Genomic DNA, 25,922 nt, shown 5'->3' with positions numbered 1-25,922 from the left:
GGGTCGCTGGACCGACGCCGGCAAGAAACTCCTCTTGTCCTGATACAACGCGGTCACGCTCATTCTTCGGAATCGGGCTAGGCTGTGCGGTATCGCCCGCTATTCCTGATCGCTATCTGCGAACGCAATCTCAGGTCCGATTTCAAGTCCATGGCTGAGCACTTTGAGGTATCCGCATTTGGAAAAGCGGATCGCGTAGTGCCGGAAGTCGCGAAGATTCGACGACACATTCTGCGCGAGCCGCTTTACCCAGTCGGAGCCGACGACCTGGCACAGTTGATCGTGGCAGTGGCGCGCCGTCAGCGGCAGCATCATCTCCGAATAGAGGCTGTGAGCTTCCACGAAGCCGAAAGTGAAGGTCCGGCTGAAGGTGCCGGCCGTCCGGTAGTATTGGACTCTGGCGATCAGATCCATGTCGCGGAACTAGATCTTCAGCTCGTCGCAATGACCGTACATCGTGTCGAGCTTGAGAATGGGTTTGAACTCCACGGACATCGCGCGCCTCCGCTCGCACGATATCGCCGGGGACGATGAAGTCCATGCGGATCAAATGACCCGAGTCGTTCCTCTCCTGGCCTAAACGCCCCTCACCTCACCACCGGCAGCGGCCGGATCTCCGCCTTCGCCAGCACGCCGAGCGCGAAGATGCGGCGGGCGACGACCAGGGCTTCGCCGGCGGTGCCGACGACGGCGGCGGCGATGCGGTCCTGGGCGGCCTTCATCGCGAACTCCACCACCGTACTCATGACGGCGGTCGAGGAGGCCGAGAACAGGACGTGCGAGACGATGCGCCAGACGGCGCGCGCGCCGTGCCGCAGCCCGTAGATCTGCATCAGGTCCTTCACCAGCGCGAGGCCGATGCCGACCACGACCAGCGCGTCGAGCGCGGGATGCGGGCAGGCCGCGACGCCGAGGCTGGCGCGAAGGGCTGCGCGCTGGATACGCTCGTCGGCCAGGCGATCCATCGGCACAAAGATCTCGCGGTTGAGAAGATCGATCACGTCGGCGTCGGTGTGCTGCGGCTGCAGCGCGGCGGACACGGTGTCGAGCCTGTCCCGCACCGCCGGGTTGCCGGCATAGAGCGCCTTCAGCACGCCGATCAGCCGGCCGCCGCTGCCGACGCCACCCAGCCGCGTCAGATGCTCGGCGAGCTCGCGCGCCCGCTCCGCCGATTTCAGGCGCGCATAGGCGCGGGCCTGGCCTGCCACCAGCCACAGCGTCGAGCCCAGCAGCGCCACCAGCACGGCGAACTGCGCGAGGTCGAGCAGGCTGCCGCGCTCGATCGCGCCGCGCAGCAGCGAGACCGCGCCGTCCACGACCACCAGCAGCAGCAGGAGCGCAGCCGAGCCCAGCGCGAGGCGCGCGGGCCAGCGCATCGCCGGCGGGCGCGGCGCGGCGTCGGGCAGGCCCGACAGTGGCGCGTCGATCGACGGCGTCTCCGCGGGCGGCAGCTCGCCCGGCCGGAACTCCATGTCGACGAGGCGGCGGGGCCGCGGGGTGGAGGCGTCGGTGGTGGGCGTGATGCTCATGGGCCTGTCCGGGCGAGAAGGAACTGGAGGACCTTGTCGAGATTGACGTGCGGCAGCGGCCGGTCGGCGAAGCCGGGGCCGAGGCGCGGCGGCTCGAAGCGGCGGATGTTGAAGCCGGTCTCGTCCCACTGGTCGGCCGCCGGGATCGTGCCGGGGATCACGCCGGGCTGGATGTCCAGAACCTCGGCGCGCCCGGCGGGGATGCCGCGCAGGAAGGGCGTGGCGAGGTCGTTCACCTTGAGCTTGAGATCGGTCGTGGCCTTCACCGAGGCCACGGCCAGCAGCCCCGACTGGCGCGCGGTCGCGAGCAGGAACGGCTCGCCCACCATGTCGCGCAGCAGGTTGACCAGGTTGGCGTGCTGGTCGGCGGTGACGTGGTCGGCCTTGGTCGCGACCAGCGCCAGCCGCTCCACCTTCGCCATCGGCAGCAGCTTGAGCAGCGGATGCTTGAGGTCCTCGAAGGCGTCGCTGATGCTGCGGATGGCGAGGCCGAGATCGGCGAAGGGCTCGCGGCCCTGCTGCAGCGCCGACAGGAGATCGACCAGCAGCACCTGCTTGCCGAGGCGGCCGAAGACGTCGCCGTAGAACTGGCGCACCTGCTTCAGATAGGTGGCGTGACGGCGCAGCAGCGCCGCGCCCATGGTGCCGCGCTTCGCCGCGCCCAGACCTGCGCCGAATCCCGGGCGCACGGTCGAGAGCGGAAAGAACAGCGCGTGCGGATCGAGGACCGCCGCGTCGCCGGGAATCGCATAGCGCCCCGGCTGCACGAAGCAGAGGCCGCGCTCCTGCCGGCAGCGCACGAGATAGTCGCGATAGAGCCCGGCGATGCGCGTGAGTTCCGCCTGGTTCTCGGGCGCGTCGGGATCGAGCGCGCGCACGGCGTCGAGCCACGGCGCCGCGAGATCGCGCCGGCCCGCGCTGTGGGCCAGCTCCTCCATCTGCCGCGACCAGTCGCGGAACGACTGGGTGAGCATCGGCAGGTCCAGCAGCCATTCGCCGGGATAGTCGATGAGATCGAGATCGGTCGTGACGGTGGACGAGACGACCGAGCGCAGCAGGCCGACATCGTCGTGGCGGATACGCACGCGCAGGCCGCTGAGGCCGGTGGTCGGCGCGGGCCAGGCGGGCGTCTCGCCGAGCAGCTGGGCCAAGCGCTCCTCGAAGGGAAAGCGCGGCACGCCCGGAATTTCGAGCAGCTCGACCGCGCGCACATGCTCGCGCCAGGGAAAGAACGGGAAGGCCGCCATCGGCGCCTGCGCGGCCGTGCGCAGCGCATGGGCGAACGCGGTGATGAACACGGTCTTGCCCGAACGCTGCAATCCGGTGACGGCGATGCGATGCCGGCGGTGCGACAGCGGCGAGGCGTCGAGCGCCGCGCCCACGCTCTCCAGCGCGGCGTCGGCCACGGTCTTCAGACGCGAAAGCGGTGTCACGAAATCATGCCCATCGAGGTTCGGCCAGCCCGGCCGCCGATGTGGGAACCCACCGTGTCAGAAGAAAGGCGGCCGTTGCCTCGCAGGCGCACCGCGCCCGCGGCGTCCGGCGTTCCGGCACTTCGACAACGACCTCATCCCGAGAGTCTGACTCGAAATCAAAGGAGCCAAAACAACAGGCCATGAAAAGCCCCGATAGCCTCATCCTGAGGAGCGCCGCGAAGCGGCGCGTCTCGAAGGATGGGCAACAGGCAAGGTGCGCGTGCCCATCCTTCGAGACGGCCTGCGGCCTCCTCAGGATGAGGTGAAGTTTGGGGCGCTTACCCGAACGCGTGGCCCCGCCGCACTGCGCCAATTCCCACGCATCGGCGCACGGTGCCCGCTCCAACAATGTTGTCATCGCGGGCGGGCTACCCCCCGGCCCCGGAGCGTGAGCGAGGGATCTTTCGCTTTCCGCACCTCGCTTGCCATCGCCGGCCGAAGAGCGCATACAGCGGCCGTCGAAAGACGGACATCTGATTTTGGTCCGCGTTACCGGTGAGAGCCGGGCAGCTCGCTCCACCGCGTTTGATCCTGAAAAATCGCAAGTTCGACACTCCAGCCACGCCTGCAGGTGCGGCGGGAGCGCATTTCTATTGTAGTGAAAGGGTATCCCATGACGACGGGAACCGTGAAGTGGTTTAACGCCCAAAAGGGCTTCGGATTCATCCAGCCGGACCAGGGCGGCGCCGATGCCTTCGTGCATATCAGCGCCGTCGAGCGCTCGGGCCTCGGCATGCTGAACGAGGGCCAGAAGGTCTCGTTCGAGCTGGTCGCCGACCGCCGCAGCGGCAAGATGTCGGCCGAGAATCTGCGCAACGTCGAGGCGTAAGCCTCTTCGGGAGCCGCCCTCGCGGGCGCTCCCCCGACGACTGCCGGGCCCGTTCCCTTCTCGCGAAGGGGGCGGGCTTTTTCTTGTGTTCAGAGCGGCGTGACGGCGACCTCGACCCACAGGCCGCGATAGGCGTTGCCCGCGCCGGTGAAGGCGCCCGAGACCGGCGTCACCTGCCAGATCTCGCGCGCCACCGCGACGGGGATGAGATTGCGCCCGCCGACGCTGCGGTTGGTCGGATCGAAGGTGATCCAGCCCGCGCCCGGCACGAACACTTCCGCCCACGCATGGGTCGATTCCATCTCCGACTCGAGGCGCTCGGGCCGGTACAGATAGCCCGAGCAGAGGCGCGCGCCGAAGCGCAGGCAGCGCGCCGCCTCGACGAACAGGACGGCGAGGTCGCGGCACGAGCCCAGGCCGCGCGCCAGCGTCTCGAGCGGCGTCTGCGTGCCCTCGCTCTCGCGGCTCTCGTAGCCCACGCGCGCCGCCACGCCCGCGCTCAGGTCCTTGAGCAGCGACAGCGTGTCGGTCGGCCGGCTGCGCACGAAGCCCTCGGCCCAGGCGAGCAGCCGGCGCTCGGGATCGAGATATTGCGGCACCACCAGCGCGCCGAGATCGCGCCAGTCGGCGTCGGTGTAGGCGAAGGGATAGGAGCTCGCGGCGGCGGCGATGTCGAAGACCGGCCACGGGTCGGCGCCCAGCACCAGCTCGGCCTCGCTGTCGACCACCAGCCGGTCGGCCGTGCCCTCGAACGATGCGGTCGCCACGGCATTGCCGAACACGTCGTGTGCCCAGGTCACGGCGGCGTCGGGCGTCACCGTCACGGCGTGCGACACCAGACGCAGCTCGCGGCTCTCGCGCGGCCGCAGCATCAGCCGGTGCGGCCCCAGCCGCACGGGCGAATGATAGAGATAGGTCGTGCGGTGGCGGATCCTGAGCGTGAGCATGCGATCTCCACCTGCGGCGCACCCTGCGCGCGCCCTGGCCCCGAGGGCCCGTGCCCGAAGAGTTCGACTGGCATCGCAGGCGCAGCACCGCTTGGCAACCGGCGGCAATGCGGCCATGGTCTGCGACCCCTGTCCGGAGGAGACCCATGACCCTGCGTCCGGAATATTCCCTCGGCCATTCGGCCTACAACGATTTCCTGTTCGGTCCGCTGGGCGCCGACTCTTCGGGCATCGACCTCACCGTGCTCTCGGCGCTGACGCGGCTCGGCCTCGATCCGTGGCAGGAGGCGGAGCGTCTGGCCGCGCTGCCGCGCGAGGCCGCGGTCGAGGCGCTGGCCCGCCACATCGCACAACTGCCGGACCATCCGTGGTCGGCGGTCGAGGCGGTGAAGATCGCCGCGCGCCTGATCGCGCTGCTGCCCAAGGGCGCCGTCGCCGCCATCCCGCAGACTGCGGAGATGCGCCAGGCCGCGCGCGCCGCATCAGCCACCGCAGGCCCACCGCCGGCCTCGGCCAAGCCGCGCGCCGGACTCCCGGCCTGGCTTGCCTGGGCCGCGCTCGCGATCGCGCTCTGCGTGCTGATCTTGCAGTTCATGCCGGACGGCAAGCTCGGATCCTCCGATCGCCGCGACCCGGAGCGGCCGATCCGCGCGGCGTGACGGCGACAGAGACCGGTTCACCCTCGGCCCACACGCAAAAAACCCATATCTGGCGTGCTTTCATGGCTTTCACGCCCCATATCCCGTGGCTTGTTGTTCTTGTTTTGTTCCATTACGAGTCACCTCCAGAAAGGAGGTGACGGATGGCTGGACTGACGCTTCATGACGTCGCCACGGGCACGCGGCCCGTCGACATCGAATGCGACCGGCGCACGCTCGCGCAGGCGCGCTCCTTCATCCGGGCGCGGTGAGGCGCGCCATGACCGACACCTCGCCCCCTCCTCCCTTCGTGCGCCCGCCCGGACCCCAGCGCGGCCGAATCCCGCGCGACCAGAGTCCGACCGCGCGCGGCTATCTCGTCAACGCCGCCGACATTGAGCGCGTCTATCCGCATGCCACCCAGGTCATCCAGCGCGGCCACTGGCTCACCTACGAGCAGGCCGGGGTGAACGTGACGCTGCAGAAGCTGGGCGAATACCGCCTCAACAACTTCAACGGCATCACCACCATCCGTTTCCTCGAACCGGAGCCCGCCGCTCTGTTCGCCGAACATGCGCTGGCCAACGGGCTGCACCGGTTGCGCGCCAACAGCCACAAGGGCGCGACGCGCGAGGAAGTGGCGATCGAATGGGAGCGGCGCGAGGCCGAGCACGAGGAGATTCTCGCCTGGGGCCGCACCACCGGCATGCTGCGCGAGGTCGTGCAGCATTACCGCTTCGAGCGCAGCACCGGCGCCTGGTCCTACACCGCCCATCTCTCGGCCGGGCGGCTGATCGAGAAGACGCATCCGACCGTGGGCGATCCCGTGAACCATGCCGGCGTGATGATCGTGTGGGCCGAGAAGGAACACCGTGCCTGGTTCTGGAACGGCTGCCGCGGCAACCATCACCTGTGAAAGCGAGCGAGGCCATGTCCGTCCTTCCCCTCCTGCAGCCCGACATCGACGCACTCGATGCCGGCGCGCCCGACTCCTACGAGATCGAGGCCGACCTGATCCTGCGCGCGATGGAACTCGCGTCGGAGCAGCCGTACGGATTCGGCGTCGAGGATCTCGAACGGGTCGAAGCCTACTGGTCGCAGCTCGAGGCGGAGCTGTCGTTCCTCGGCTGCGTCGTCAGCCTCACCGACGGCCGCCGCTTCCACCTGCTCTATATCTGCGGCGAGGAGCCCGAGGACGAGCCGGGCGATTCGCTGCCCGGCCCCGAGACGGTGCAGGTCACGCAGATGATGACGACCGAGGACCTGCCGCCGCAGGAGGAACCGCCCTGGATCCACGACGTCGCCGACATCAACGCCTGGCTCCGCCTGCCGCCGCCGGGACCCTGACACGCGGCAGGGCGCGGACTTGCGCCCGCGCTGCTGCTCGCCCACAAGCACCCTCATGTCCAAGCATTCATCCCGCGAACGTCCCGACGTGATCGCCGCGCAGAAGGTCCTGGCCGAGGTCTGGCCCGGTGGCGCGCGGAAAAGTTCGGTGGAGCTGCTGAAGGCGCTGCACGTGCTGACGCGCGACGGCGGGCTCAACCTCGATTCGCGGCGCAAGCTGAAGCAAGTGCTGCATCTGGTGCAGCTGCTGCGCCCATCGCTCGACGCTCTGCTGGCCGAGCGGCCGGACGCGATCCTCGCCGATCTCGGCACCGGCAAATCCTATCTCGGCTTCCTGCTCTACGATCTCGTCGTCGGGCCGGCCGGCCACGGCTCGCTGGTGGGCGTCGACGTGCGTGCCGAACTGGTCGAGCGCGCGCAGGCGCTGGCGCAGAAATGCGGCTTCGATCGCCTGTCCTTCGTCGCGGGCGAGATCGTGAACATCGCGCTGCCCGGCGGCCGCGCCGACATGGTGACGGCGCTGCATGCCTGCGACACCGCCACCGACGACGCGATCCGCTTCGCGCTGCGCCACCAGGCGAAGGTGGTCGCGCTGATCCCGTGCTGCCAGGCCGAGGTCGCGTCGCTGCTGGAGGGCGCGAAGCCCGCGCCGATCGACCAGCTGTGGCGCCATCCGATGCACCGCCGCGAGTTCGGCGCGCATGCCACCAACGTGCTGCGCGGGCTGGTGCTGGAGGCGCACGGCTACAAGGTGAGGGTCACCGAGTTCACCGGCCTCGAACATTCGCTGAAGAACGAGCTGATCCTCGCGACGCGCCACCAGCAGGCCAACCCGCTCGCGCGCCGCAAGCTCGACCAGCTCGTCGAGCAACTGGGCGTCCGCCCCGGCCTGCTCGACGTCCTCGACGCCGCCGCCTGAGGCGCAATGCCGTCAGGCTGCCAACTGTCGTCCTGAGCGCAGCGAAGGACCTGACGGAACGACCGAAGGCCTTCGCCGCGGGCGTTAAGCTCCTTCGCGCCGCTCCAAGGCGGGGGCTGCCCCGCCCGCGATGACAGCGTTTGCCTGATCGGCGCACTGCGCCAGTCCCAGCAACATTGTCATCCCGAACGCAGTGAGGGACCCTTGGCCTTCTTCAGGAACGCCGGCCATTCCGACGTTCCAGGTCATAGGCGATAGCCCTCCCCCTTGTGAAGGGGGAGGAGCATGAGAGGCGTCTTACTTCGCGGCGGCGACCGCGAAGTCTTCGAGCTTCTTGCGGCCGCCCTTCAGCGCGGCGACCAGCCAGCGCGGACGGTTGCCGCGGCCGGCCCAGACTTCGTCGGCGTTCTCGGGATTGCGATACTTCGGCTCGATCTTGCGCCCCTTGCCGGCGCCGGCGCGCGGGCCGCGCTTGCCGCGCGCGGGCGCACCGCCCATGCCGATCGCGTCGAGACGCTCGAGCGACGCGGTGAGCCGCTTGCGCTCCTTCTCGACGCGCGCCGCGATGGCCGCCTCGACCTTCGCCTTGAGGGCCAGCAGCTCGTCGAAGTCCATCGAGTCCAGTCGCTTCATTGCAAACACCAAATTGGTTTGAGGGAAAGCCCCGCGCGCTTTCGTCTAGTGATGAAACAGGGCCCATGCAAGCCCGTCTCTTTCCGGTTTCCGCACAGAGTGTGTCACAAAAGGCTCAAGAAAGCCTTTCGCAAAGCTTTGCCGCTACACCATTCCCGCATCACGAAAGCGAGCGAATCACCTAACGCCGCGCCCTCTACGCCTTCACCGCGGCGGCGATCATCTCGTGGCGGGCCTTGGCGCCGACCATGACGAAGGAGACGTCGGCGCCGATCCTGCCGAGGAAACAACCGCCATCGCGCGGTTCCATTTCCTTCAGGAACGTCATGACGCGGTATCGCCAGTCGTAACCGGCTCCCGTCTCTTTGTCTGGCGCAAGGTGGCATTTCTCACATCCCATCGAAGCACAGAGGCGCAAACTCGTCTGAGCGTCCGACACTCTCGCGCAGGCGTCACTCCCAAGCGGGTTCCACCATACGGGGAGCCACAAGGGGCGCGCGGCCTGGGTTCATACCCATGAGGGATGAAGTGTGGCGGAACCGACGAGCTGAAGAAGGGAGACTTTCAACATGCGTATTCCAGTCCTGGCCGTGCTACCGTCGCAAGAGCCTCTGGTCGAATCGGCTATTGCCTCGGCCCTGCGACGACAACCCGCTATCCCGCTGGACACGGCACGGACACCCGCGCGACTGCAGGTGGACTACAGCTTTCCAGCCGTACCCGTGGGCACCGCGAACCGGGACTTTCTTTCGCTGGAGGCCATCCAGCCCAAAGCGTCGGAGAACTTCGTCGTTCGAGGCACGGTCGAAGTGGAAAACGCTGACGCCGTTCCGGAAGCTGTCGATGGTGTGCGCCTTTTCGCCGATCCGCCGATTGCACCGTTCCTCACCTGCGGTGGAGACCCGCCGGTAGGGGGCGTTCCAAATGTCCAGGCCCGGCTGAACATCGCCGCACTGGCCGCACGGGGTCTCGATGGCAAGAAGGTCGCCGTCGCCATCATGGACACCGGCATCAATCTCGCCCATCTCGCGGCAAAGCGAGGCGCGCCTCCCAGATTCGATGCCGCCAACTCGTGGTCGGCTCCCGGAAATCCAACCGCGCCGGGCCTGCACCCCGTGCATCACGGCACGATGTGCGCGTTTGACGCCTTGATTGCCGCCCCCCAGGCCACGCTTCTCGACTATCCGGTGCTGAGCGGCAATGCGCCCGGCGGGGCAATGGTCGGCAGTACATTGAGTGTCGCTGTTCAGGCCTACGCGCACTTGATTGCGTTCTGGGCCGTCTCCTTCTCTCCCGGAGGAGCACCGCTCTACAGCGGTCTCGTCGTCAACAACAGCTGGGGGATATTCCATCCCAGCTGGGACTTCCCGGTCGGTCACCCGGGCCGGTTCATCGACAATCCCGGCCACCCCTTCTACGCGTTTCTCTCCCTCCTGGCCCGCAATGGCGCGGACATCCTCTTCGCGGCGGGCAATTGTGGCAGCAATTGCCCCGATGGCCGGTGCCAGAATCGCACGGTCCATTCGATCATGGGCGCGAGCGCTTACCGGGACGTCCTGACCGTGGGCGGCTGCGACACGACGAATCTGCGCGTCGGCTACTCCTCGCAAGGACCCTCGATCCCCAACATGTTCCCCCAGAAGCCTGATCTGGTGAGTTACACGCACTTCCTTGGTTCCGAGGCTTTCGGCGCCGGCTCGCCGGACAGCGGCACGTCCGCCGCCTGTCCCGTCGCAGCAGGCTGTGTCGCAGCCCTCCGTACCCGGCTCTCGCCCGCTGCCGCTCCGCCGGGAAATCTTTTCTCCCAGCTTCGGACGACGGCGCGACCTGCCGCCGGCATGCCAGCCGGATGGAATGGCGACTACGGCTATGGCATTCTCGACCCGGATGCGGCCGCCCATAGCCTGGGTGTCTGACCGCCTCCTTGGAGGGCACGCCAATGCCAGTTCCTGCAATGGCGCTTATGACCATCACGGCCGGCGAGGTGTCGCCGAGCATCGCCGAAGCGGCGGCATTGCTCGGCGTTGCCTCGGCGGACCTGAATCCGGAATTCGGTGTCGTTCCCATCGACAGGTCTCTCGGCACCTATGTGGTGGAGGTCCGAGCCGATCGCCTGCCGCAGGAACCGACCGGCACGGCTCCCTATCGCGGGCCCTTCTCCAATCCGCGCATCGAACCCCTGTCGCCCGCGTCGGGAGACAAGGACCCTGACTCCAAATCCTGAAATGCCGGCGGGGCCCGGCCTGGGAGCCGCGCCCTCTATGCCTTTCCCGCGGCCGCGATCATCTCGCGGCGGGCCTTGGCGCCGTCCATGACGAAGGAGACGTCGGCGCCGCCCAGCAGGAACTGGACGCCGTGCTTCAGGAACTTCTCGATCAGCTCCTTCGAATAAACGCCGCCCATGCCGAAGAACTTGCCGCTGGCCTTGCACGCCGCGCCGACCGTCGCATAGGCCGCCGCAATGTCGGCGTGGCCCTGACTGCCGGGGATGCCGAAGTCGGCGGTGAGGTCGGAGGTGCCGATCATCAGCGCGTCGACGCCCGGGACGGCGGCGATGGCGGCGGCATTGGCGACGGCGGTGCGCGTCTCGATCATTACGATGGTCAGCGTCTCGGCGTTGAGCTGGGCCAGCGACTGCGGATCGCCGCTGCGCTGGAACTCGGCCTGGGCGAGCGGGCTGGTGAGCGAGCGCGTGCCCATCGGCGGATACTTGGTGGCGGCGGCGGCGAGCGTCGCCTGCTCGACCGTGTCGACATGCGGGAAGACGATGCCCTGGGCGCCGGCATCGAGCAGGCGCGCCGCCTGGTAGAACTGGTCCATGCCGACGCGGGCGATCGGCGTCACGCCGGTGGCGAGCGCGGTGATCGACATCTGCCCCGCCAGATCCTCGCTCAGCGTCGAATGCTCGAGATCGAGGAACATCCACTCGAAGCCCGCGAACTTCGCGATCTCGGCGGCATCGACGCTGCGCCAGCGGTTGACGTTGAAACTGGCGACGGTGCGGCCGCTCTTCATCGCGGCCTTCATGACGTTCTGGCGGATGGCCATCTGGCTGTTCCTCTCTGTACTTTGGATTCTGCTTTCAGACTCCTCTCCCCCACTCGGGGGAGAGGGACATGACGGATCGATCGTCACCCGACCACGCACTTCGCGAGCGGCGGCTTGCCGTCGAGCACGTAGAAGATGTTCTCGACCGCCTGCACGGCGACGCGCTCCAGAGACTGCCGCGTCGAGCCACCGATATGCGGCGTGAAGACCACGTTCTTCTGCTTCCACAGCGGATGGTCGGGATCGGGCGGCTCGACGATGAAGGTGTCGAGCGCGGCGCCGGCCAGGTGGCCGCTCTCCAGCGCGGCGACCAGCGCCACGTCGTCGACCAGCGGGCCGCGGCCGGCATTCACCAGGAACGTGCCCTTGCGCATGTGGGCGAGCGCCGCCGCGTCGATCATGCGGTCGGTCTCATCGGTCAGCGGGCAATGCAGAGTGACGATGTCCGCCCAGCCCAGCAGCTCGTCGAGGACCGAAACGCGGCCGACGCCTTCGGGGATCGCGTCGGGCAAGAGGTAGGGATCGTAGATCCGGATCTCGAGATCGAACGGACGGCAGAGCGCGACCAGCGACGAGCCGACGGCGCCGCAGCCCACGATGCCAAGCTTCGAGCCCGACAGTTCGTGGCCCATGAATGCCGATTGCGGCCAGGTGCCCTGGCGCAGCGCCGTGTCGAACGGCACCATGTAGCGCAGCACGGAGAGCATCATGCCCAGCGCCAGCTCGGCCACCGAGCGGGCATTGGCGCCGTGTGTGCGCAGCACCGCGATGCCGCGCGCGCTCGCGGCCGCGACGTCGATATTGTCGTAGCCGACACCGTGCTTGGAGACGACGCGCAGGTCCGGCGCGGCGTCGTAGACGGCCGGCGTGATCTGCGTGGTGCGCACCAGGATCGCATGGGTCGGCGCCTCGGACACCGCCGCGATCATCTCGGCCTCGGAGGCCCGCGTCGGCAACATCCGCACCTCGGCGCCGCGCGCCTCGAGCAACGCCATCGCGGCGGGTGCCAGCACGTCCGAATTCACGATAATCCGCGGTCCGTTTCTCATTGGCGCACCCTCCCCCGACGCAGCATGAGGGTGGTGTTTAGCGGGATTGGCGGGTTGGAGCGAGAGGGTGGGTCGCGCCGCTTTCGGCATCCGACACCGGGCCGCCCTTCTCGCGCACGTCAAACCGCCAATAGGGAGAGCGTGACAATGACGAAGGGCAGAAGAAGTAAAGGCAGACCTTTCTCGAAAGGTATCTCGTCAAGAAAGTACACTTCAGGTGACGAGAACAACCTTATGCGTGGATAAAGGAATATGATTAATGAACAGAGCATATATCGATTTAAAGACCGATTAATAGAACACGTTGTTTGAATTCAAGTGAAATTGATCTATAAATAGATCTTATTATTTGTTTATGATCTATTAACAGACCATCATGTCCAAGCCATCTGACCGGCCCTATTCCCGCTACAGCCGGGATGCGCTGACGCTGCTGGGGCAGCTTATCCGGCGCGCCCGCATCGACCGCAAGTTAACCGCCGGGGAACTGGCGACGCGGGCCGGCGTGTCGCGTGGGCTCATCCAGCGCATCGAGCGGGGCGATCCGGGCTGCACCATCGGCGCGGTGTTCGAGATCGCCGCCATCCTCGGCGTCCGCCTTTTCGATGCCGATGCCAGCACCATAAGGAAAGCGATCGGCACCAACGACACCGTGCTCGGCCTGCTCCCCAAGTCCGTCCGCCCCTCGCGGAAGGAGGAGGAGGATGACTTCTAGGGAGACCCCACGGGAAGCCTATGTCTGGATCTGGCTTCCCGGCGCGACCGGGCCGGTCGTCGCCGGCCGGCTGTCGGCCGACGGCAACACGCTCCGGTTCCTATATGGCCGCAGCTATCTGGCGCGCGACGACGCCATCGCGATCTACGACCCCGAGCTGCCGCTGCGACGCGGAAGCCTGCCGCTGCTCGACAACCTTTCGATGCCGGGCTGCCTGCGCGACGCGGCGCCAGACGCCTGGGGCCGCCGCGTCATCATCAACCGCAAGCTGGGCATGCACGGGCGGAACATCGACACGGCCCGGCTCGACGAGCTGACCTACCTGCTCGACTCGGGATCGGACCGGATCGGCGCTCTCGACTTCCAGCACTCGCCAACGGAGTACGTCCCGCGCGAAGCATCGAACGCCACGATGAAGGAACTGCTGACGGCCGCGGCCAAGGTCGAGCGCGGCGTGCCGCTCAATCCGGATCTCGACCAGGCGCTGTTCCACGGCACCTCGATCGGCGGTGCGCGCCCCAAGGCGCTGATTGTCGAGGGCGACCGCAAGTACATCGCGAAATTCTCCGCGCAGGGCGACGTCTACAGCGTCGTCAAGGCAGAGTATGTGGCGATGCGCCTCGCGGCCGAGGCGGGCCTGGACGTCGCGCCGGTCCGCCTGCAACGCGTCGACGGCAAGGATGTTCTGCTGATCAAGCGCTTCGATCGCCGCCGGCAGGCGTCCGGCTGGACGAGGCGTGCCATGGTGTCCGCGCTCACGCTCTTGGCCCTGGACGAGATGCTGGCGCGCTATGCCAGCTACGAGGACCTGGCTTCGATCGTCCGCCATCGCTTCGTCGGACCGCGGGAAACGCTCCGCGAACTTTTCTCCCGCATGGTGTTCAACGTCCTGTGCGGCAACACTGACGATCATGCGCGCAACCACGCCGCCTTCTGGGATGGACGGGAACTCGCCTTGACGCCGGCCTACGACATCTGCCCGCAGCCCCGAACAGGCACCGAAGCGGGGCAGGCAATGCTCATCCTTGGCAACGAGCGGCAAAGCCAGCTTTCGCTCTGCCTCGAGGCCGCGTCTTCGTTCCTGCTCAAACCCGCCGAGGCGCGCCGGATCGTGAAACACCAGGTCGACGTCGTGAAGAAGCGATGGGACGCCATCTGCGACGAGGCAAATCTGTCGACCACTGACCGCCGCTATTTCTGGCGGCGGCAGTTCCTCAATCCGTTTGCTTTCGAGGGCTTGCCCTCTTCGCTGAAGACGTAGCCCTCCTCTTCCATGCGTCGAGGAGACTACGTGCGCTCAGCACCGCGGCGCGGTGCGGGTGCGGTAGCCGTCGTAATACTGGCTGCCGCAGACGACCTGCTGCTGGACCACGTCGTCGCGGTAGCCGTTCTGCCCGCGGTTGACCACGGTCACGCTGGTGTAGCGGCGGCCGTCGGCCTGATTGTACCGGACGTTCTGCTGAGGCTGGTTGCCGTAGTAGTAATTGGGCGCGGGCTGGGCGTAGCCGTAGCGCGGGGCCGGCGGCGGGGCGTAGTTGGTGTTGTAGTAGCCCGGCGCGGCCGGATAGGCGCCGCTCGGCGCGCCGTAGCCGTCGCCCTGGCAGGCCGCCAGCGCGAGGCCGAGGCCGGCCACCAGCGCCAGTCGCACGGGCATGAGGTTCAAAGACGCACGTCCCACGGAAATCCTCGGCATCGCTCCCTCCAGGCCCGCTCGCGGGCAGCGCCATTATCGGAAAGGTCTCGGGCCAAACCAAGGCGGGGTCGGCCATCGTCTCTCCCCGAAAACGCTTTCGGGCCGCCGGAGTTGCGCCCGCCCGCCCGCTTGCGGGCGTGGGGCCTCGCCCGCTAAGGCAGCACTCCCGCCGCGACGAAAGACTGCGATCCATGGAACAGGACAAGGGCCGGATGCACCGGCTGGCCGAGAAGGGCATCGAGGAATTCCACCGCTTCACGGTGATGTTCCTCTATCTTTGGGTGGTCTTCGCTCTGTTCCTGCTGAACGAGTATGTGGCGCTGGGCCACCAGCACGGCCATCTCATGCTGCAGGGCTTCGCCGTCATCAATGCCGCCGTGCTGGGCAAGGTGATGCTGGTCGCCGAGGACCTGAAGCTCGGCCGGCGCTTCGAGCACCTGCCGCTGTTCTGGTCGGTGCTCTACAAATCCTGCCTGTTCGCCGTCGTGTTCATCCTCTTCCACATTGTCGAACGCATGGCGGTCGGCCTGCTCTCGGGCGCGACGGCACGGGCCAGCATTCCCAAGATCGGCGGCGGCTCGTGGAGCGGCATCGCCGCGGCGTGGGCCGCCATCGCGGTGTCGCTGCTGCCGTTCTTCGCGCTGCGCGAGATCAGCCGCGTGCTGGGCAAGGACGTGCTGTGGAACCTGATGTTCCGCCACTCCGCGAAGGACCGGCCGCGCGCCTTCGCGGCAGCCGGCACGGGCGGCGGCGCCGTGGGCGGGGAAACCGGCCCGGCCTGACGGCCGGAAGATCCCCGCCGTCAGCCGATCCCGGCCCTCAGAAGAGGAAGTCCTGCTCCGTCAGCTGGCCGGCGACGGTGCTGCTGATGCTGATCGCGAGGTCGGTCAGGATGTTGAACTCGCCGGGCGTCTGCACGACATAGACCGAGTGCGACGTGCCGGCGTTCTCGATCCAGACATGCTCGAAGTCCTTGTTTAACGCGGTGAGGTCGATCTTGTCGGTGCCGAGGATGAAATCGACGATCGTGTCGTAGCCCGTCTCCAGGTTGCTGTCGTCATAGCTCTGGTAGCCGAAGGTCACGACGCCGCCACCGGCATAGAGCTTGTCGGCGCCGCCCAGCCCCTCGAAGTAGTTGATCGCGCCGTTGCCGATCAGCGTGTCGCCGATCGTGCCGCCCATCGCGTTCTGGATCGAGTTCATCTGGTCGGTGAGCGTGAGCACGCCCTTGTACCAGACCCAGCCGAGCTGCTGCGCCAGGTCGACATAGACGCTGCGCGTCTGCGCCGAGTAGTCGACGGTGTTCACGCCGGTCCCGCCCCAGAGCTGGCTGACGTCGATATCGGCCGCCGGCGGATACACCGGGTCGGCGTCCGGATCGGCGGTCTTGCCCAGCCCGGCGGCCAGGCCGCCCACGAAGGTATCGTCGCCGCCGAGACCGTAGAGCGCGTTCGACCCGAGGCCGCCCTCCAGCCGGTTGTTGCCCCCGTCGCCGATCAGCCGGTCGTTCCCCGCGCCGCCGATGGCGTTGTCGATGTTGCTCATCTGGTCGGCGAGGACGAAGACGCTGCCGCTCAGTACGTAGCCGGCGCCGGCGCCGAGATCGACCCGCACCGCCGCCGCCATGTCCGTATAGTCGACCGTGTTGGTTCCCTCGCCGCCCCACAGCTGGTTGGTGCCGCCGGTCGCGGTGCCGCCGGCGAAGCTGTCGTTGCCGTCCAACCCGTAGAGCGCGTTCTGTCCGGCGCCGCCGTCCAGGAAGTTGTTGCCCTCGTCGCCGATCAGCGTGTCGTTGTTGCTGCCGCCGGTGGCGTTCTCGATCGAGTCCAGCGCATCGGTGAGGACCAGCACGCCGTCCTCCTTCAGATAGCCGGCCCCGGCGCCGAGATCGACATACACGACCACGGTCTGCGCTTCGTAGGTGACGGTGTCGGTGTCCTTTCCGCCCCAAAGCTGGTTGACGCCGCCTATCGCCGTGCCGCCGGCCAGGCTGTCGTCGCCGTCGCCGGCATAGAGCACGTCGATGCCGCCACCGCCGTTCAGCCCATCGTTGCCGCCATTGGCCGTGAGGATGTTGTTCAGTTCGTTGCCAGTGATCTGGTCGTTGCCGGCGCCAGTGATCAGGTTGCCGATCAGCGAGCGCGTGTCGGCGTTGTAGAGCAGCGTGTTGTAGATGTTGCCGTTGGCCAGGTTGTTGTAGGCGGTGGTGCCGGGCGCGGCGTTCATGTTGAGGTCGGCGATCTGCGCCTTGGAGAAATTCAGCCATTGCCCGGCCCGCAGGTCGTCGACCTGGTTGCCGCTGAAGTTGCTGAGGTCGTAGGTCGTGGTCGCGCCCTGCGTCCACACGGTCGAGAAGATCTTACCGGTCGCCGTCGTGCCGGTGTTCGCCGCCACGCTGCCGTTGATGTACTGCTGGCCGGTCGAGTTGTCCCAGGTGTAGGTGCGCGCGACGCCGACGGCGTCGAAATTGGCGCCGTAATAGGCCTGCAGCGCGGCGATATCGTACATCATGTAGCTCTGCGCCGACGAGCCGATATGGGCCGGCTCGGCGCCCCCCACGTCGGCGCCGATATAGGCGGCGTAGGTCATGATCGAGAATTCGACGTCGTCGCGCGCGTCCGCGAGCTTGCCGTTGAAGCTGTCGTCATGACCGTGCTTCAGGCCGAAGCTGTGCCCCATCTCGTGCATGATGGTGGTGAACTGGTCGGTGCCGAAGAAGATCGGCACCTCGCCCGGCTCCGGCACGATCCATCCATTGTCCTTGCCGATGAACGTGTCGCCGGCGGCCCGACTGTCCGAAGCGGAGTAAGTGCCCTCGTTCGGCGGGAAATTGGAGATCGACATCGAGATGTCGCGGGCCAGGCGGAAGGTCGCATCCGTGGCAAGCCCCGACGCGACCTCGGTGAACTTGAGCTGCGTGTAGGACGACACCAGGTTGAAGGCGATGCGCGTCGCGTCCTTCTCGTACTGGTTCATCGGTGAGAATTCGGAGACCTGCTCGACCCTCGGATAGCCCGGCACGACGAGATAATCCTGCGCCGATTTCGGAAACGAGAAGGTGGCAAGCGTCGCGGCGGTGTCGCCGCCATAGGCCGTCGTCCAGCGATAATCCATCAGGACGGCGCGGACGTTGGGTTCGAGACCCGAAGAATCGAAGGGGCCTCCGTAGAGGCCTCCCTTGGGTGTGTTGTAGACAGCGGCCATGGTTCACGTCCTTACAATCCGGAGGGGAATTGGCAGAAACCCTTTGGCTGCGTGTATTTTTTGTCAATGATGTGGGCCCGCAAGGTCGCTCGATTGCGGCGCGCCGCGACGATCCGTCCGCGGATTGCGGACGCTCTGAAGCGCCGCCGATGCAGGGTTCGAATCACCCCTGGTCGGAGAGCGGTGCCCGCTGGGCGTTGCGCCACGCCGCCGGCGCCCGGCCGATGCCCGCACTGAAGGCGCGCGAGAAGGCAGCGACGTCGGAATAGCAAAGCGTGCTGGCGATGTCGGCGATGGTGAGGTCGGTGTCGCGCAGGAGACGCTGGGCGATCTCGAGCCGGACCGTCGCGATGAGTTCGCGGATCGAGGTGCCGCGCTCGGTGAACCGGCGGTTGAGGGTGCGCCGACCAAGACCGAGCGCGACGGCGACGGCATCGACACCGACGCTGCCCTGCGCAAGGCCGACCATGACGGCCCGGCGCGCGCGGATTGCGATATCGAGATCCTCGGCCGTGAGCGGCAGCGGCGATGCGGCCAGTCCGTGCGGCGACGGCTCGGGACGCCGTGACAACCACGCCGCATCGAAGAACACGGCGCCGAGCGGCGCGTCGAATTCCAGCGGCGCCCTGAAGAAGGAATCGTAGGGCCGGCGATCGGCGGGTTCGCGCCGCGCAAAGGTGACGCGCAGCGGCGCCCAGCGCGGCCCGCACAGGAACCGCAGGATGTTGGCGACGGTTGCCAGCGCGAAATCCTCGAGCTGGTCGTTGCCCTGCCGATGAAGGGCGTAGGGCATGATGCTGAAGCGCGCCCCGTCAGGGCCGGTGGCCAGCGCCGGCACCAGCGCCTCGCCGTTGAGATGCAGGTTCATCGTGAGCCCGCGCAGCGCCCGCTCGACCGAGAGCGCGCCGGCCAGCAGCCGGGCGAGCGGCGCGCCCAGCGCCGATGGCCCGACCGGCGCGGCCAGCAGCAGGCAGAGATGCGGGCAGTTCGTCGCCTCGGCGCCGCGCGAGGCGAGGTGCAGCAATCGGTCGACCGGCCAGCGATTCTCCGGGTCCCCGAAACTGTCGGGCGGCAGGCCGCTCTCGGCGAGCAAGGGCGCAAGCTCGACGCCGAACCCTGCCAGCAGAGCGGGTAGCCCCATCATGGGGCCGACCCGCATCGTCCGGTTCTTGTCCCCGGTCCGTCGCAGTGCCTCGTGGCCGCTTGCCAGAGTCTCCTGAAGTGTCACGCGTGGATGATTGCACTTTTGGCGCAAAATATCATGGCCTCCCGCCGGACGGTTTGGCAAATCCCGGCTTCGACCTTTGTCCAGTAGCTTTCGAGAGGTCTCGTGATCAGGAAGTTGGCGGCCGCCGCTTTTGCCTTCGGGGGAGGCCTGGTCTGCGCCTGCGCGGCGATGGCGGGCGATCCGGCGGCTGCCAACACAGGGGCCGCGACAGAGGTCGCGACCGTGCCTCAGATGACCGCGCCCGTCCCCGCTCCCGTCCCCGCTCCTCTGGCCGATTCGGACGGCTGGCGCTTCCAGGCCGCGACCTATGGCTGGCTGATGAGCGTGAGCGGCAGCACGACCACGCACGGCCAGACGGTCGATACCAATGCGAGCTTCATTGACCTGATGCAGAAGAGCGATTCGCTGATCGGCTTCATGGCCTATCTCGAGGCCGACAAGGGACCGGTCGGCGTCTATGCCGACTTCGTCTTCACCAAGATGGGCTTCACGACCAGCCAGGCGGCCTATCGCAATCCGATCGCGGGTCTGAAGCTCAGCGCCACGGCCAACGCCGCCCTCACCATGCAGATGTTCGTGATGGAGGTGGGCGGCGTCTACGAACTCGCGCGCTGGAACGGCGGTTCGGGCAACGCGACGACGCTCGAGGCGGTGGGCGGCTTCCGCTACTGGAACGTCAACCTGGCCGGCACCTTCGACGCGCTGATCACCGCCAATACGACGCGCTTCAATCTCAGCCGCAGCGCGGGCTTCGCGCTGGCCGACAGCGGCACCACGCAATGGGTCGATCCGCTGGTCGGCCTGCGGCTGCGCCACCAGCTCGCGCCCAACCAGATGATCACGCTGCGCGGCGACATCGGCGGCTTCAACCTCGCCAACTCGCTGAGCTGGCAGGCGCTCGCCGTCTATTCCTACGACTGGCAGTTCACCGGCTACCAGATCGCCGCCCTGCTCGGCTTCCGCGCGCTCGGCGTGAACTACAACACCGGCAGCGGCGCCACCGCCTTCGGCCTCAACGAAGTCTTCTACGGCCCCGTCGTGGGCGCGACCGTCCGCTTCTGAAGGAGAGAGGTTCAGCCATGACCATCACCCGTCGCACCGCCGCCCTGGGCGGCCTCGCCGGCACGCTCACCACCCTCGGCGGGCTGCTGCCCGCCCGCGCCCAGGAAGGCGTGCCGATCCTCGGCGGGCTGGAGGAGTTCTGGCTGGCGACCGAGGCCTACATCTACGGCTATCCGCTGATCACGATGGAGATGACGCGGCGCATCATGACCAACGTCGCCGCGCCGGCCGGCACGCGCGCGCCGATGGGCCAGTTCGCGCGCGTCCGCGAATATCCCAACGCTGCCTTCCGCGACGTCACCGCGCCCAACGCCGACACGCTCTACACGATCGCCTGGGCAGATGTCGGCAAGGAGCCGTGGGTGCTCAGCCTGCCCGACATGAAGGGCCGCTACTACCTGTTCCCGCTGCTCGACGGCTGGACCACCGTCTTCCAGGTGCCCGGTTCGCGCACCACCGGCACCGGCGCGCAGACCTACGCCATCACCGGCCCGGGCTGGAAGGGCACGCTCCCCGCGGGCGTGAAGGAATACAAGTCGCCGACCAGCCTGGTCTGGATGCTGGGCCGCATCTACTGCACCGGCACGCCCGAGGACTATGCCGCCGTCCATGCGCTCCAGGACCAGTGCAAGCTGGTGCCGCTCAGCTCCTGGGGCAAGGACTACACGCCGCCGGCCGCCACGGTCGATCCGTCCGTCGACATGAAGACGGCGGTGCGCGAGCAGGTGAATGCGCTCGACGCCGTCTCCTACTTCACCCTGCTGGCCGAACTGATGAAGACCAACCCGCCGGTCGCGGCCGATGCCGCCACGGTCGCGCGCTTCGCCCGCATCGGGCTGGTGCCGGGCAAGGACTTCGACAAGACGAAGCTCAATGCCGACTTCGTCGCGCGCATCCCCCACATCGCCTTCGACCGCATCATGCTGCAGCTCAAGGTGAACAAGTCGGTCAAGAACGTGAACGGCTGGCTCTACGACACCGTCACCGGCCTCTACGGCACCGACTATCTCAACCGCGCGCTGGTGACGGCGATCGGGCTGGGCGCTAACCGCCCGCAGGACGCGATCTATCCGATGTCGCTGAAGGACGCGGACGGAAGCGACTATGACGGCAAGAACAAGTACGTGATCCGCTTCGCCAAGGGCCAGGTGCCGCCCGTCAAGGGCTTCTGGTCGATCACCATGTACGATGCCGCCTTCTACTTCGTCGCCAACCCGATCAACCGCTATTCGATCAGCGCGCGGCAGAAGCTGAAGGCCAATGCCGACGGCTCGATCGACCTCTACATCCAGAACGAATCGCCGGGCGCCGACAGGGAATCGAACTGGCTGCCCGCGCCGAAGGGCAAGTTCCAGCTCATGCTGCGCATGTACTGGCCCACTGAGACTCAGCCCTCGATCATCGACGGCACCTGGTCGCCGCCGCCCGCGAAGAAGGTGGCGTAGCGGTCCGCGCCGGACCGGCGCCTACGAAGGGCCGGTCCCGCCCCGCCGGTTGGCCGGCGACATGCTGTGGACGGGTATCGCATTGAAGCCCGGCGGCACGCCGGTCCAGACCGATCCGCTCAGCATCGTGTCGCGCCCGACCGCGAACAGGCTGCGCATATAGGCCTGGTCGAAGGGTCCGTTCAGCCGGTCGGTGAAGCTCTGGGGAATCCAGGCCACGTTGTATTCGATGCCGTCGCGCTGGGCGATGACGTAGAGCTGGTAGAGATCGCTCAGGCCCTGCGACTGGATGAGCGTGGCGATGGCGCGGTCGGCGATCTTCATGGTGTCGCGCGGCACCGTTTCCGGGTCCGCGCCCGGCCGCGCGTTGCGGATGACGAACAACCGCCGCGGCCGTCGCATCAGCGCCTCGACCAGCCCCGGCGTGGCGGTCCCGTCGCTCAGCATGTCGTCACCGCCCAAGGATGGCGGGTAGATGACGACCTGGGCCACCGTGCCGCCGTCGACGTGCATTTCCTGGTAGCGCTTGTCGCCCATCTCGATGTCGAACATCACCGGCGGCAGGATGCCGGGGATCGACGCCGAGGCGAGCAGGATCTCGGTGAACAACTCGGCCGCGCGCGCATGCCCGCTGGCGGCGATCGAGCCCATGTTCCACAGCACGCCGACCGGCACGTCGAGATTGGTCGTCGCCACGAACAGCAACCGGCCCTTCTCGCTGTATTCGCGCGCGATGGCGGCGAGCAGCGCGGGCGTGACGAAGCCGCGGATCATGCGCCGCAGCGGCGCGGAATCGTAGAGCGAATCGCCCAGCAGCCCGACCAGCAGGCCGCGGCTGGTCATGATGTCGGCGGCGCTGCTGTCGGTATAGACGCGCGCGAGGTCGGCATCGTAGTCCGGCCCGAGGAAGGCGAAGGGCGCACTCAGTGCCCCGGTGCTGACGCCGGTGACGCCCTTGAACACCGGCCGCGTTCCAAGCTGCGTCCAGCCCGTGAGCAGGCCCGCGCCGAACGCCCCGTTCTCGCCGCCGCCCGAGATCGCGAGATAGTTCGCCTCGCCCACGGTGGTGCCGGTGCGCTGGGCGTAGTCCATCTCGCGGCGCAGGGCGGCGAAGGCGATGCGGCCGAACAGCCGGTCGTTGCTGCCGTCGAGCACGACGCGACAATCCTCCGGCATGCCGGCGAACCGCCCGTGGTTGCCGAGCTTCTCCGGCAGGGCTGCCAGCCTGGCCGTCGAACCGCAGCCGCCGGTCGACGCCGACGCGATGCCGACGCCCAGCGCCCCCAGGAAAGACCTCCGCTTCATTGCCAGCCACTCTGCGCCTGCCGGCCACCTGGTATCAATGCGGCACAGGCGTCGGAAACGCCGGTATACGTCTCGAGTCCCGCCGCTCCCGCTGATGTGATGAGCGCGCTCTGGCTGGTCGTCGTTGCCTGCGCTATCGCCGGTATCGTCATCGCCCAGAAGGTCCGGCGAGAGCTGCGGAGAGTCACATGTCGCTCAAGGCCATTTCCCTCGCGCTGCTGACGGGCGCGATCACAGTCGCAACGGTCGGGCTGGTCGCCGCCCAATCACCTGCCACGCCACCGGCAGCGACAGCGGCGCCGGCCTCACCTCCGGCGCCCTCGGCGTTCAAGCCGAGCCTCGGCGATCTGATGACCATGACCATCCAGCCGCGGCACACCAAGCTCGGCCTCGCGGGGCAGGAGAAGAACTGGGCCTATGCCGCCTATGCGCTCCACGAACTCGAAGAATCCTTCGAAGGGGCGGCGGAGGTCTGGCCGGTCTATGGCAAGACCAATGTCGGCGAACTGATGGAAGCGACGACCAAGGAGCCGATGGAAGCGCTGGCTGCCGCCATCAAGAGCGGCAACGCGCCCAAATTCACCGAAGCCTATGCCCGCCTCACCGCGACCTGCAACGCCTGCCACCAGGCCACCGAGCGCGGCTTCATCGTCATCCAGGCGCCCCGGGGCACACCCTTCCCCGACCAGGATTTCCGGCCGCAGAAACCCTGAGCGGGTCTTCAGCGGGTCGAGAGCGGGCTGGGCGCCAGCGGCGAGGGTCCGCCGACCATTGGATCGTTGACCTGGCTCGGCCGAACGGCGGGATCGTTGACGCGCGTGGGCAGCACCCGGACGTCGGCATCGGCCGGCCCGGCCGGGGTCGCGCCAGCAGCGGCACGGCGGGTGGCACCAGGGGCAGCACCGGGTGCGGCGGACGCGGGCGGGCTGCCGGCGGGCGCGGTGCCGGGCGGCGGCGTCGCGGGCCGGCCTTCCTGCTCTGCGACGGCCTTGGCGGCGGAGGAGGTATAGAGCCACTCGTCGGCGCCGCGGGTCGTGCCCTCGCGGAAGACGGCGATCGCGCGCGACTTGTCGCCGGCCTTCCAGTAGGCCTCGGACACGTCGCGATAGACCATGCCGGTGGCGCTCGGCTTGTTGTCCTTCGCCACGAGCTGCAGCGCCCCCTTGGCGCGGTCGAAGCTGCGCTCGCCGGCGGCCCGGTCGCCGCTGCGGATCTGGTACTCGGCGAGACTCGAATAGGCGAGCGCCAGCGTGCCGCAATTGTAGTTGGTGGCGGACGAGCACTGGTCGGACGCCGAATACTTGTCGACTTCCTTCTGGGCGAGGCTGGTGGCGGTCTTGAGATCGCCCTTGTCGGACGCCTGCATGGCCTCGGCCTGGTAGGACTCGCCGCCGCTCGCACAGGCCGCCGCCAGCGCTGCGGTCGCGACCGTCGCGACAAGCCTGAGGACGTGAGTCCTGCGTTCCCCCCACAGCGCCGTCATTTCCGTTCCCTATCCAGCGCGAAGACCGCAGACCGGCCCTCCCCCGCACCCCGCTTATGCCCAGCACGCCGCCCGAGCGAAAGGGGGATTTGCGGGCCGCGCTTCGCGCGGCCCCTGGGGCGTCAGGACATGCGCAGCAATGTCCGGGAGCGCCCGCGAGGTGCCGCCACACGGCCAGCCAGTACCTCCCACCTGGTCGCTGCCCCTTACAGCGGCTAGATTGCTATCCGCATGCGCCAATTCTGGTGGGTCAATCACAAGCAGACGTTCAATCAGGAGATTGAACACCAGTACCTATGGTCGCCGAAAACCTCGAAGAACGGTGTCCGCAATCGCTTCTACGACAATATGCGCGCGGCCAATCCCGGAGATATCGTCCTCTCCTATGCGAACCAGCTCATCCGCTATGTCGGACGGGTCGCGGATTTCGCCTTTACGGCGCCGAAGCCTTCCGAATTTGGCTCGACGGGATCGTACTGGAGCAACGAAGGCTGGCTGCTGCCGGTGTTCTGGACGCGGCTCGATTCACCCATCCGCCCGCGCGACCTGTTGCACCTGATCGGCCCGCTGCTGCCGGAAAAGTATTCTCCTATTCGGCCGGCAACGGGCAAGGGCAATCAGGGCGTCTATCTGGCCGCCATCTCGAGGGAAATCTACGACGTTGTCAGAGCGTATACACATATCGACGACGTTCGCCTCGAATCCGGCGGCGCGAATCGGCTGACGTTTCAGAATGTCGCCGAAGAACTCGACGACCGCATCGAAGCCGATATTCGCAGCAACCTGACCCTCGGCGATACGATTCGCAACGCCACGATCCAGGCGCGTCGGGGACAGGGCACGTTCCGCTCCAACGTGCAGAAGGTGGAGAAAGCCTGTCGGCTCACCGGCATCACCAATCCCGCGCTGCTGATCGCCAGCCATATCAGGCCTTGGCGGTCATGCGAGACGCCCGAACAGCGGCTCGACGGTGCGAACGGCCTTCTCCTGACGCCCGATGCCGACCTGCTGTTCGATCGCGGTTTCATCTCCTTCGAGGACAGCGGCGAGGTCCGCGTATCGCCCCGCTTCGACCAGAATGACCTTCGCCGTCTCGGCCTTGGCGAGCATGCTTGGAAGCAGCTCGGCTTCTCAGAAGCGCCGATGCCGTGGCTTGCACAGGGCTTCTCTGATAACCAACGATCCTATCTCAACTACCATCGCACTCAGGTCTACATCACCTGACCCTCGCATCGACAGTCAGGCCTGGTATCGATCATCCATTCTGCCCTTCATTTATTTCACGATTCATCGACGTGTGATCCGTGCTTGAATATCGGCGCTCAGAACGATGGAAGAAGTTCGTGCCGTCCCAGTCGATCCAACTTGAGAGT

The 25,922-nt window shown here is 67.3% G+C and carries 27 protein-coding genes; 14 read left to right on the top strand and 13 right to left on the bottom strand.

Translation table 11 applies throughout. The annotated features are described in order from the left end of the window. Nucleotides 1-99: 99 nt before the first annotated feature. The 3 genes from KQ910_RS12645 to KQ910_RS12635 form a co-directional block, all read right to left on the bottom strand. Nucleotides 100-414: a hypothetical protein gene (locus KQ910_RS12645; RefSeq protein ID WP_216960466.1), complete on the bottom strand. Its 315-nt coding sequence runs from the start codon at nucleotides 412-414 to the stop codon at nucleotides 100-102. Between the two features lie 173 nt (nucleotides 415-587). Further along, nucleotides 588-1,529: a YcjF family protein gene (locus KQ910_RS12640; RefSeq protein WP_216960463.1), complete on the bottom strand. Its 942-nt coding sequence runs from the start codon at nucleotides 1,527-1,529 to the stop codon at nucleotides 588-590. Then, on the bottom strand, nucleotides 1,526-2,962 hold the full coding sequence (locus tag KQ910_RS12635) for a YcjX family protein (protein WP_216960460.1): 1,437 nt from the start codon (nucleotides 2,960-2,962) through the stop codon (nucleotides 1,526-1,528). The genes KQ910_RS12640 and KQ910_RS12635 overlap by 4 nt, the downstream gene beginning before the upstream one ends. Nucleotides 2,963-3,617: 655 nt before the next feature. Between KQ910_RS12635 and KQ910_RS12630 the strand changes: the two genes are divergently transcribed. Further along, on the top strand, nucleotides 3,618-3,833 hold the full coding sequence (locus KQ910_RS12630; RefSeq protein WP_216960457.1) for a cold-shock protein: 216 nt from the start codon (nucleotides 3,618-3,620) through the stop codon (nucleotides 3,831-3,833). 89 nt (nucleotides 3,834-3,922) lie between these two features. Here the strand turns inward: KQ910_RS12630 and KQ910_RS12625 are convergent, their stop codons facing one another. Next, complete coding sequence (locus tag KQ910_RS12625; RefSeq protein WP_216960455.1) at nucleotides 3,923-4,780, bottom strand: transglutaminase family protein; 858 nt, start codon at nucleotides 4,778-4,780, stop codon at nucleotides 3,923-3,925. Between the two features lie 146 nt (nucleotides 4,781-4,926). Between KQ910_RS12625 and KQ910_RS12620 the strand changes: the two genes are divergently transcribed. The 4 genes from KQ910_RS12620 (at nucleotide 4,927) to KQ910_RS12605 (ending at nucleotide 7,684) form a co-directional block, all read left to right on the top strand. After that, a complete protein-coding gene (locus KQ910_RS12620; protein WP_216960452.1) occupies nucleotides 4,927-5,439 on the top strand; it encodes a hypothetical protein in 513 nt (170 codons plus the stop codon). A 259-nt stretch (nucleotides 5,440-5,698) separates the two neighbouring features. Then, entirely contained in the window at nucleotides 5,699-6,334 is a 636-nt protein-coding gene (locus tag KQ910_RS12615) for a hypothetical protein (protein WP_216960449.1), read from the top strand. 14 nt (nucleotides 6,335-6,348) lie between these two features. Next, the gene (locus KQ910_RS12610; protein WP_216960447.1) at nucleotides 6,349-6,765 is read left to right on the top strand and encodes a hypothetical protein; all 417 of its coding nucleotides are present in this window, start codon (nucleotides 6,349-6,351) and stop codon (nucleotides 6,763-6,765) included. Between the two features lie 55 nt (nucleotides 6,766-6,820). Beyond that, nucleotides 6,821-7,684 carry a class I SAM-dependent methyltransferase gene (locus KQ910_RS12605; RefSeq protein WP_216960443.1) on the top strand — a complete coding sequence of 288 codons (864 nt, stop codon included), beginning with the start codon at nucleotides 6,821-6,823 and terminating at the stop codon, nucleotides 7,682-7,684. Nucleotides 7,685-7,981: 297 nt separating this feature from the next. Here the strand turns inward: KQ910_RS12605 and KQ910_RS12600 are convergent, their stop codons facing one another. Together KQ910_RS12600 and KQ910_RS26975 are read right to left on the bottom strand one after the other, a co-directional pair. Then, nucleotides 7,982-8,317 carry an H-NS histone family protein gene (locus KQ910_RS12600; protein ID WP_216960440.1) on the bottom strand — a complete coding sequence of 112 codons (336 nt, stop codon included), beginning with the start codon at nucleotides 8,315-8,317 and terminating at the stop codon, nucleotides 7,982-7,984. A gap of 196 nt (nucleotides 8,318-8,513) precedes the next feature. Beyond that, nucleotides 8,514-8,645, bottom strand: coding sequence for a hypothetical protein (locus KQ910_RS26975; RefSeq protein ID WP_255560194.1), 132 nt, complete (start codon nucleotides 8,643-8,645; stop codon nucleotides 8,514-8,516). Between the two features lie 241 nt (nucleotides 8,646-8,886). Between KQ910_RS26975 and KQ910_RS12595 the strand changes: the two genes are divergently transcribed. Together KQ910_RS12595 and KQ910_RS12590 are read left to right on the top strand one after the other, a co-directional pair. Beyond that, nucleotides 8,887-10,233 carry a S8 family serine peptidase gene (locus KQ910_RS12595; protein ID WP_216960438.1) on the top strand — a complete coding sequence of 449 codons (1,347 nt, stop codon included), beginning with the start codon at nucleotides 8,887-8,889 and terminating at the stop codon, nucleotides 10,231-10,233. Between the two features lie 23 nt (nucleotides 10,234-10,256). Beyond that, entirely contained in the window at nucleotides 10,257-10,541 is a 285-nt protein-coding gene (locus KQ910_RS12590; protein ID WP_216960435.1) for a hypothetical protein, read from the top strand. A gap of 35 nt (nucleotides 10,542-10,576) precedes the next feature. Here KQ910_RS12590 and KQ910_RS12585 read toward each other — a convergent pair whose 3' ends face one another. After that, nucleotides 10,577-11,365: an HpcH/HpaI aldolase family protein gene (locus KQ910_RS12585; RefSeq protein ID WP_216960432.1), complete on the bottom strand. Its 789-nt coding sequence runs from the start codon at nucleotides 11,363-11,365 to the stop codon at nucleotides 10,577-10,579. Between the two features lie 83 nt (nucleotides 11,366-11,448). After that, a complete protein-coding gene (locus KQ910_RS12580; protein ID WP_216960429.1) occupies nucleotides 11,449-12,414 on the bottom strand; it encodes a hydroxyacid dehydrogenase in 966 nt (321 codons plus the stop codon). Between the two features lie 376 nt (nucleotides 12,415-12,790). Between KQ910_RS12580 and KQ910_RS12575 the strand changes: the two genes are divergently transcribed. Both KQ910_RS12575 and KQ910_RS12570 read left to right on the top strand, forming a co-directional pair. Continuing rightward, complete coding sequence (locus tag KQ910_RS12575; RefSeq protein ID WP_216960426.1) at nucleotides 12,791-13,129, top strand: helix-turn-helix transcriptional regulator; 339 nt, start codon at nucleotides 12,791-12,793, stop codon at nucleotides 13,127-13,129. After that, complete coding sequence (locus KQ910_RS12570; RefSeq protein WP_216960423.1) at nucleotides 13,119-14,390, top strand: type II toxin-antitoxin system HipA family toxin; 1,272 nt, start codon at nucleotides 13,119-13,121, stop codon at nucleotides 14,388-14,390. The genes KQ910_RS12575 and KQ910_RS12570 overlap by 11 nt, the downstream gene beginning before the upstream one ends. Before the next feature lie 36 nt (nucleotides 14,391-14,426). On the opposite strand, the gene KQ910_RS12565 is transcribed toward KQ910_RS12570, so the two are convergent. Continuing rightward, on the bottom strand, nucleotides 14,427-14,822 hold the full coding sequence (locus tag KQ910_RS12565; protein ID WP_216960420.1) for a hypothetical protein: 396 nt from the start codon (nucleotides 14,820-14,822) through the stop codon (nucleotides 14,427-14,429). Nucleotides 14,823-15,013: 191 nt separating this feature from the next. On the opposite strand from KQ910_RS12565, the gene KQ910_RS12560 reads away from it, so the two are divergent. Next, nucleotides 15,014-15,604 carry a hypothetical protein gene (locus KQ910_RS12560; protein WP_216960417.1) on the top strand — a complete coding sequence of 197 codons (591 nt, stop codon included), beginning with the start codon at nucleotides 15,014-15,016 and terminating at the stop codon, nucleotides 15,602-15,604. A gap of 37 nt (nucleotides 15,605-15,641) precedes the next feature. Here KQ910_RS12560 and KQ910_RS12555 read toward each other — a convergent pair whose 3' ends face one another. Both KQ910_RS12555 and KQ910_RS12550 read right to left on the bottom strand, forming a co-directional pair. Next, a complete protein-coding gene (locus tag KQ910_RS12555) occupies nucleotides 15,642-18,026 on the bottom strand; it encodes a M10 family metallopeptidase C-terminal domain-containing protein (protein WP_216960414.1) in 2,385 nt (794 codons plus the stop codon). A gap of 163 nt (nucleotides 18,027-18,189) precedes the next feature. Further along, entirely contained in the window at nucleotides 18,190-19,185 is a 996-nt protein-coding gene (locus KQ910_RS12550) for an AraC family transcriptional regulator (protein ID WP_216960411.1), read from the bottom strand. A 171-nt stretch (nucleotides 19,186-19,356) separates the two neighbouring features. On the opposite strand from KQ910_RS12550, the gene KQ910_RS12545 reads away from it, so the two are divergent. Next, the gene (locus KQ910_RS12545; protein WP_216960409.1) at nucleotides 19,357-20,316 is read left to right on the top strand and encodes a hypothetical protein; all 960 of its coding nucleotides are present in this window, start codon (nucleotides 19,357-19,359) and stop codon (nucleotides 20,314-20,316) included. 17 nt (nucleotides 20,317-20,333) lie between these two features. Next, complete coding sequence (locus KQ910_RS12540) at nucleotides 20,334-21,761, top strand: DUF1254 domain-containing protein (protein ID WP_216960407.1); 1,428 nt, start codon at nucleotides 20,334-20,336, stop codon at nucleotides 21,759-21,761. A gap of 21 nt (nucleotides 21,762-21,782) precedes the next feature. Here KQ910_RS12540 and KQ910_RS12535 read toward each other — a convergent pair whose 3' ends face one another. Continuing rightward, nucleotides 21,783-23,066: a patatin-like phospholipase family protein gene (locus KQ910_RS12535; protein WP_216960405.1), complete on the bottom strand. Its 1,284-nt coding sequence runs from the start codon at nucleotides 23,064-23,066 to the stop codon at nucleotides 21,783-21,785. A gap of 188 nt (nucleotides 23,067-23,254) precedes the next feature. On the opposite strand from KQ910_RS12535, the gene KQ910_RS12530 reads away from it, so the two are divergent. After that, entirely contained in the window at nucleotides 23,255-23,779 is a 525-nt protein-coding gene (locus KQ910_RS12530) for a cytochrome c (RefSeq protein ID WP_216960403.1), read from the top strand. A gap of 8 nt (nucleotides 23,780-23,787) precedes the next feature. On the opposite strand, the gene KQ910_RS12525 is transcribed toward KQ910_RS12530, so the two are convergent. Beyond that, nucleotides 23,788-24,549, bottom strand: a complete 762-nt coding sequence (locus KQ910_RS12525; protein ID WP_216960401.1) for a hypothetical protein — start codon at nucleotides 24,547-24,549, stop codon at nucleotides 23,788-23,790. Between the two features lie 231 nt (nucleotides 24,550-24,780). On the opposite strand from KQ910_RS12525, the gene KQ910_RS12520 reads away from it, so the two are divergent. Further along, nucleotides 24,781-25,773, top strand: a complete 993-nt coding sequence (locus KQ910_RS12520) for an HNH endonuclease (RefSeq protein ID WP_216960399.1) — start codon at nucleotides 24,781-24,783, stop codon at nucleotides 25,771-25,773. The last annotated feature ends 149 nt before the right edge of the window (nucleotides 25,774-25,922 follow it).

It is taken from the genome of Reyranella humidisoli (assembly GCF_019039055.1).
In the GTDB taxonomy this organism is placed as follows: domain Bacteria; phylum Pseudomonadota; class Alphaproteobacteria; order Reyranellales; family Reyranellaceae; genus Reyranella; species Reyranella humidisoli.
The sequence above is the reverse complement of the archived record's forward strand: the minus strand, read 5'-3'. Positions and strand labels throughout refer to the sequence as shown.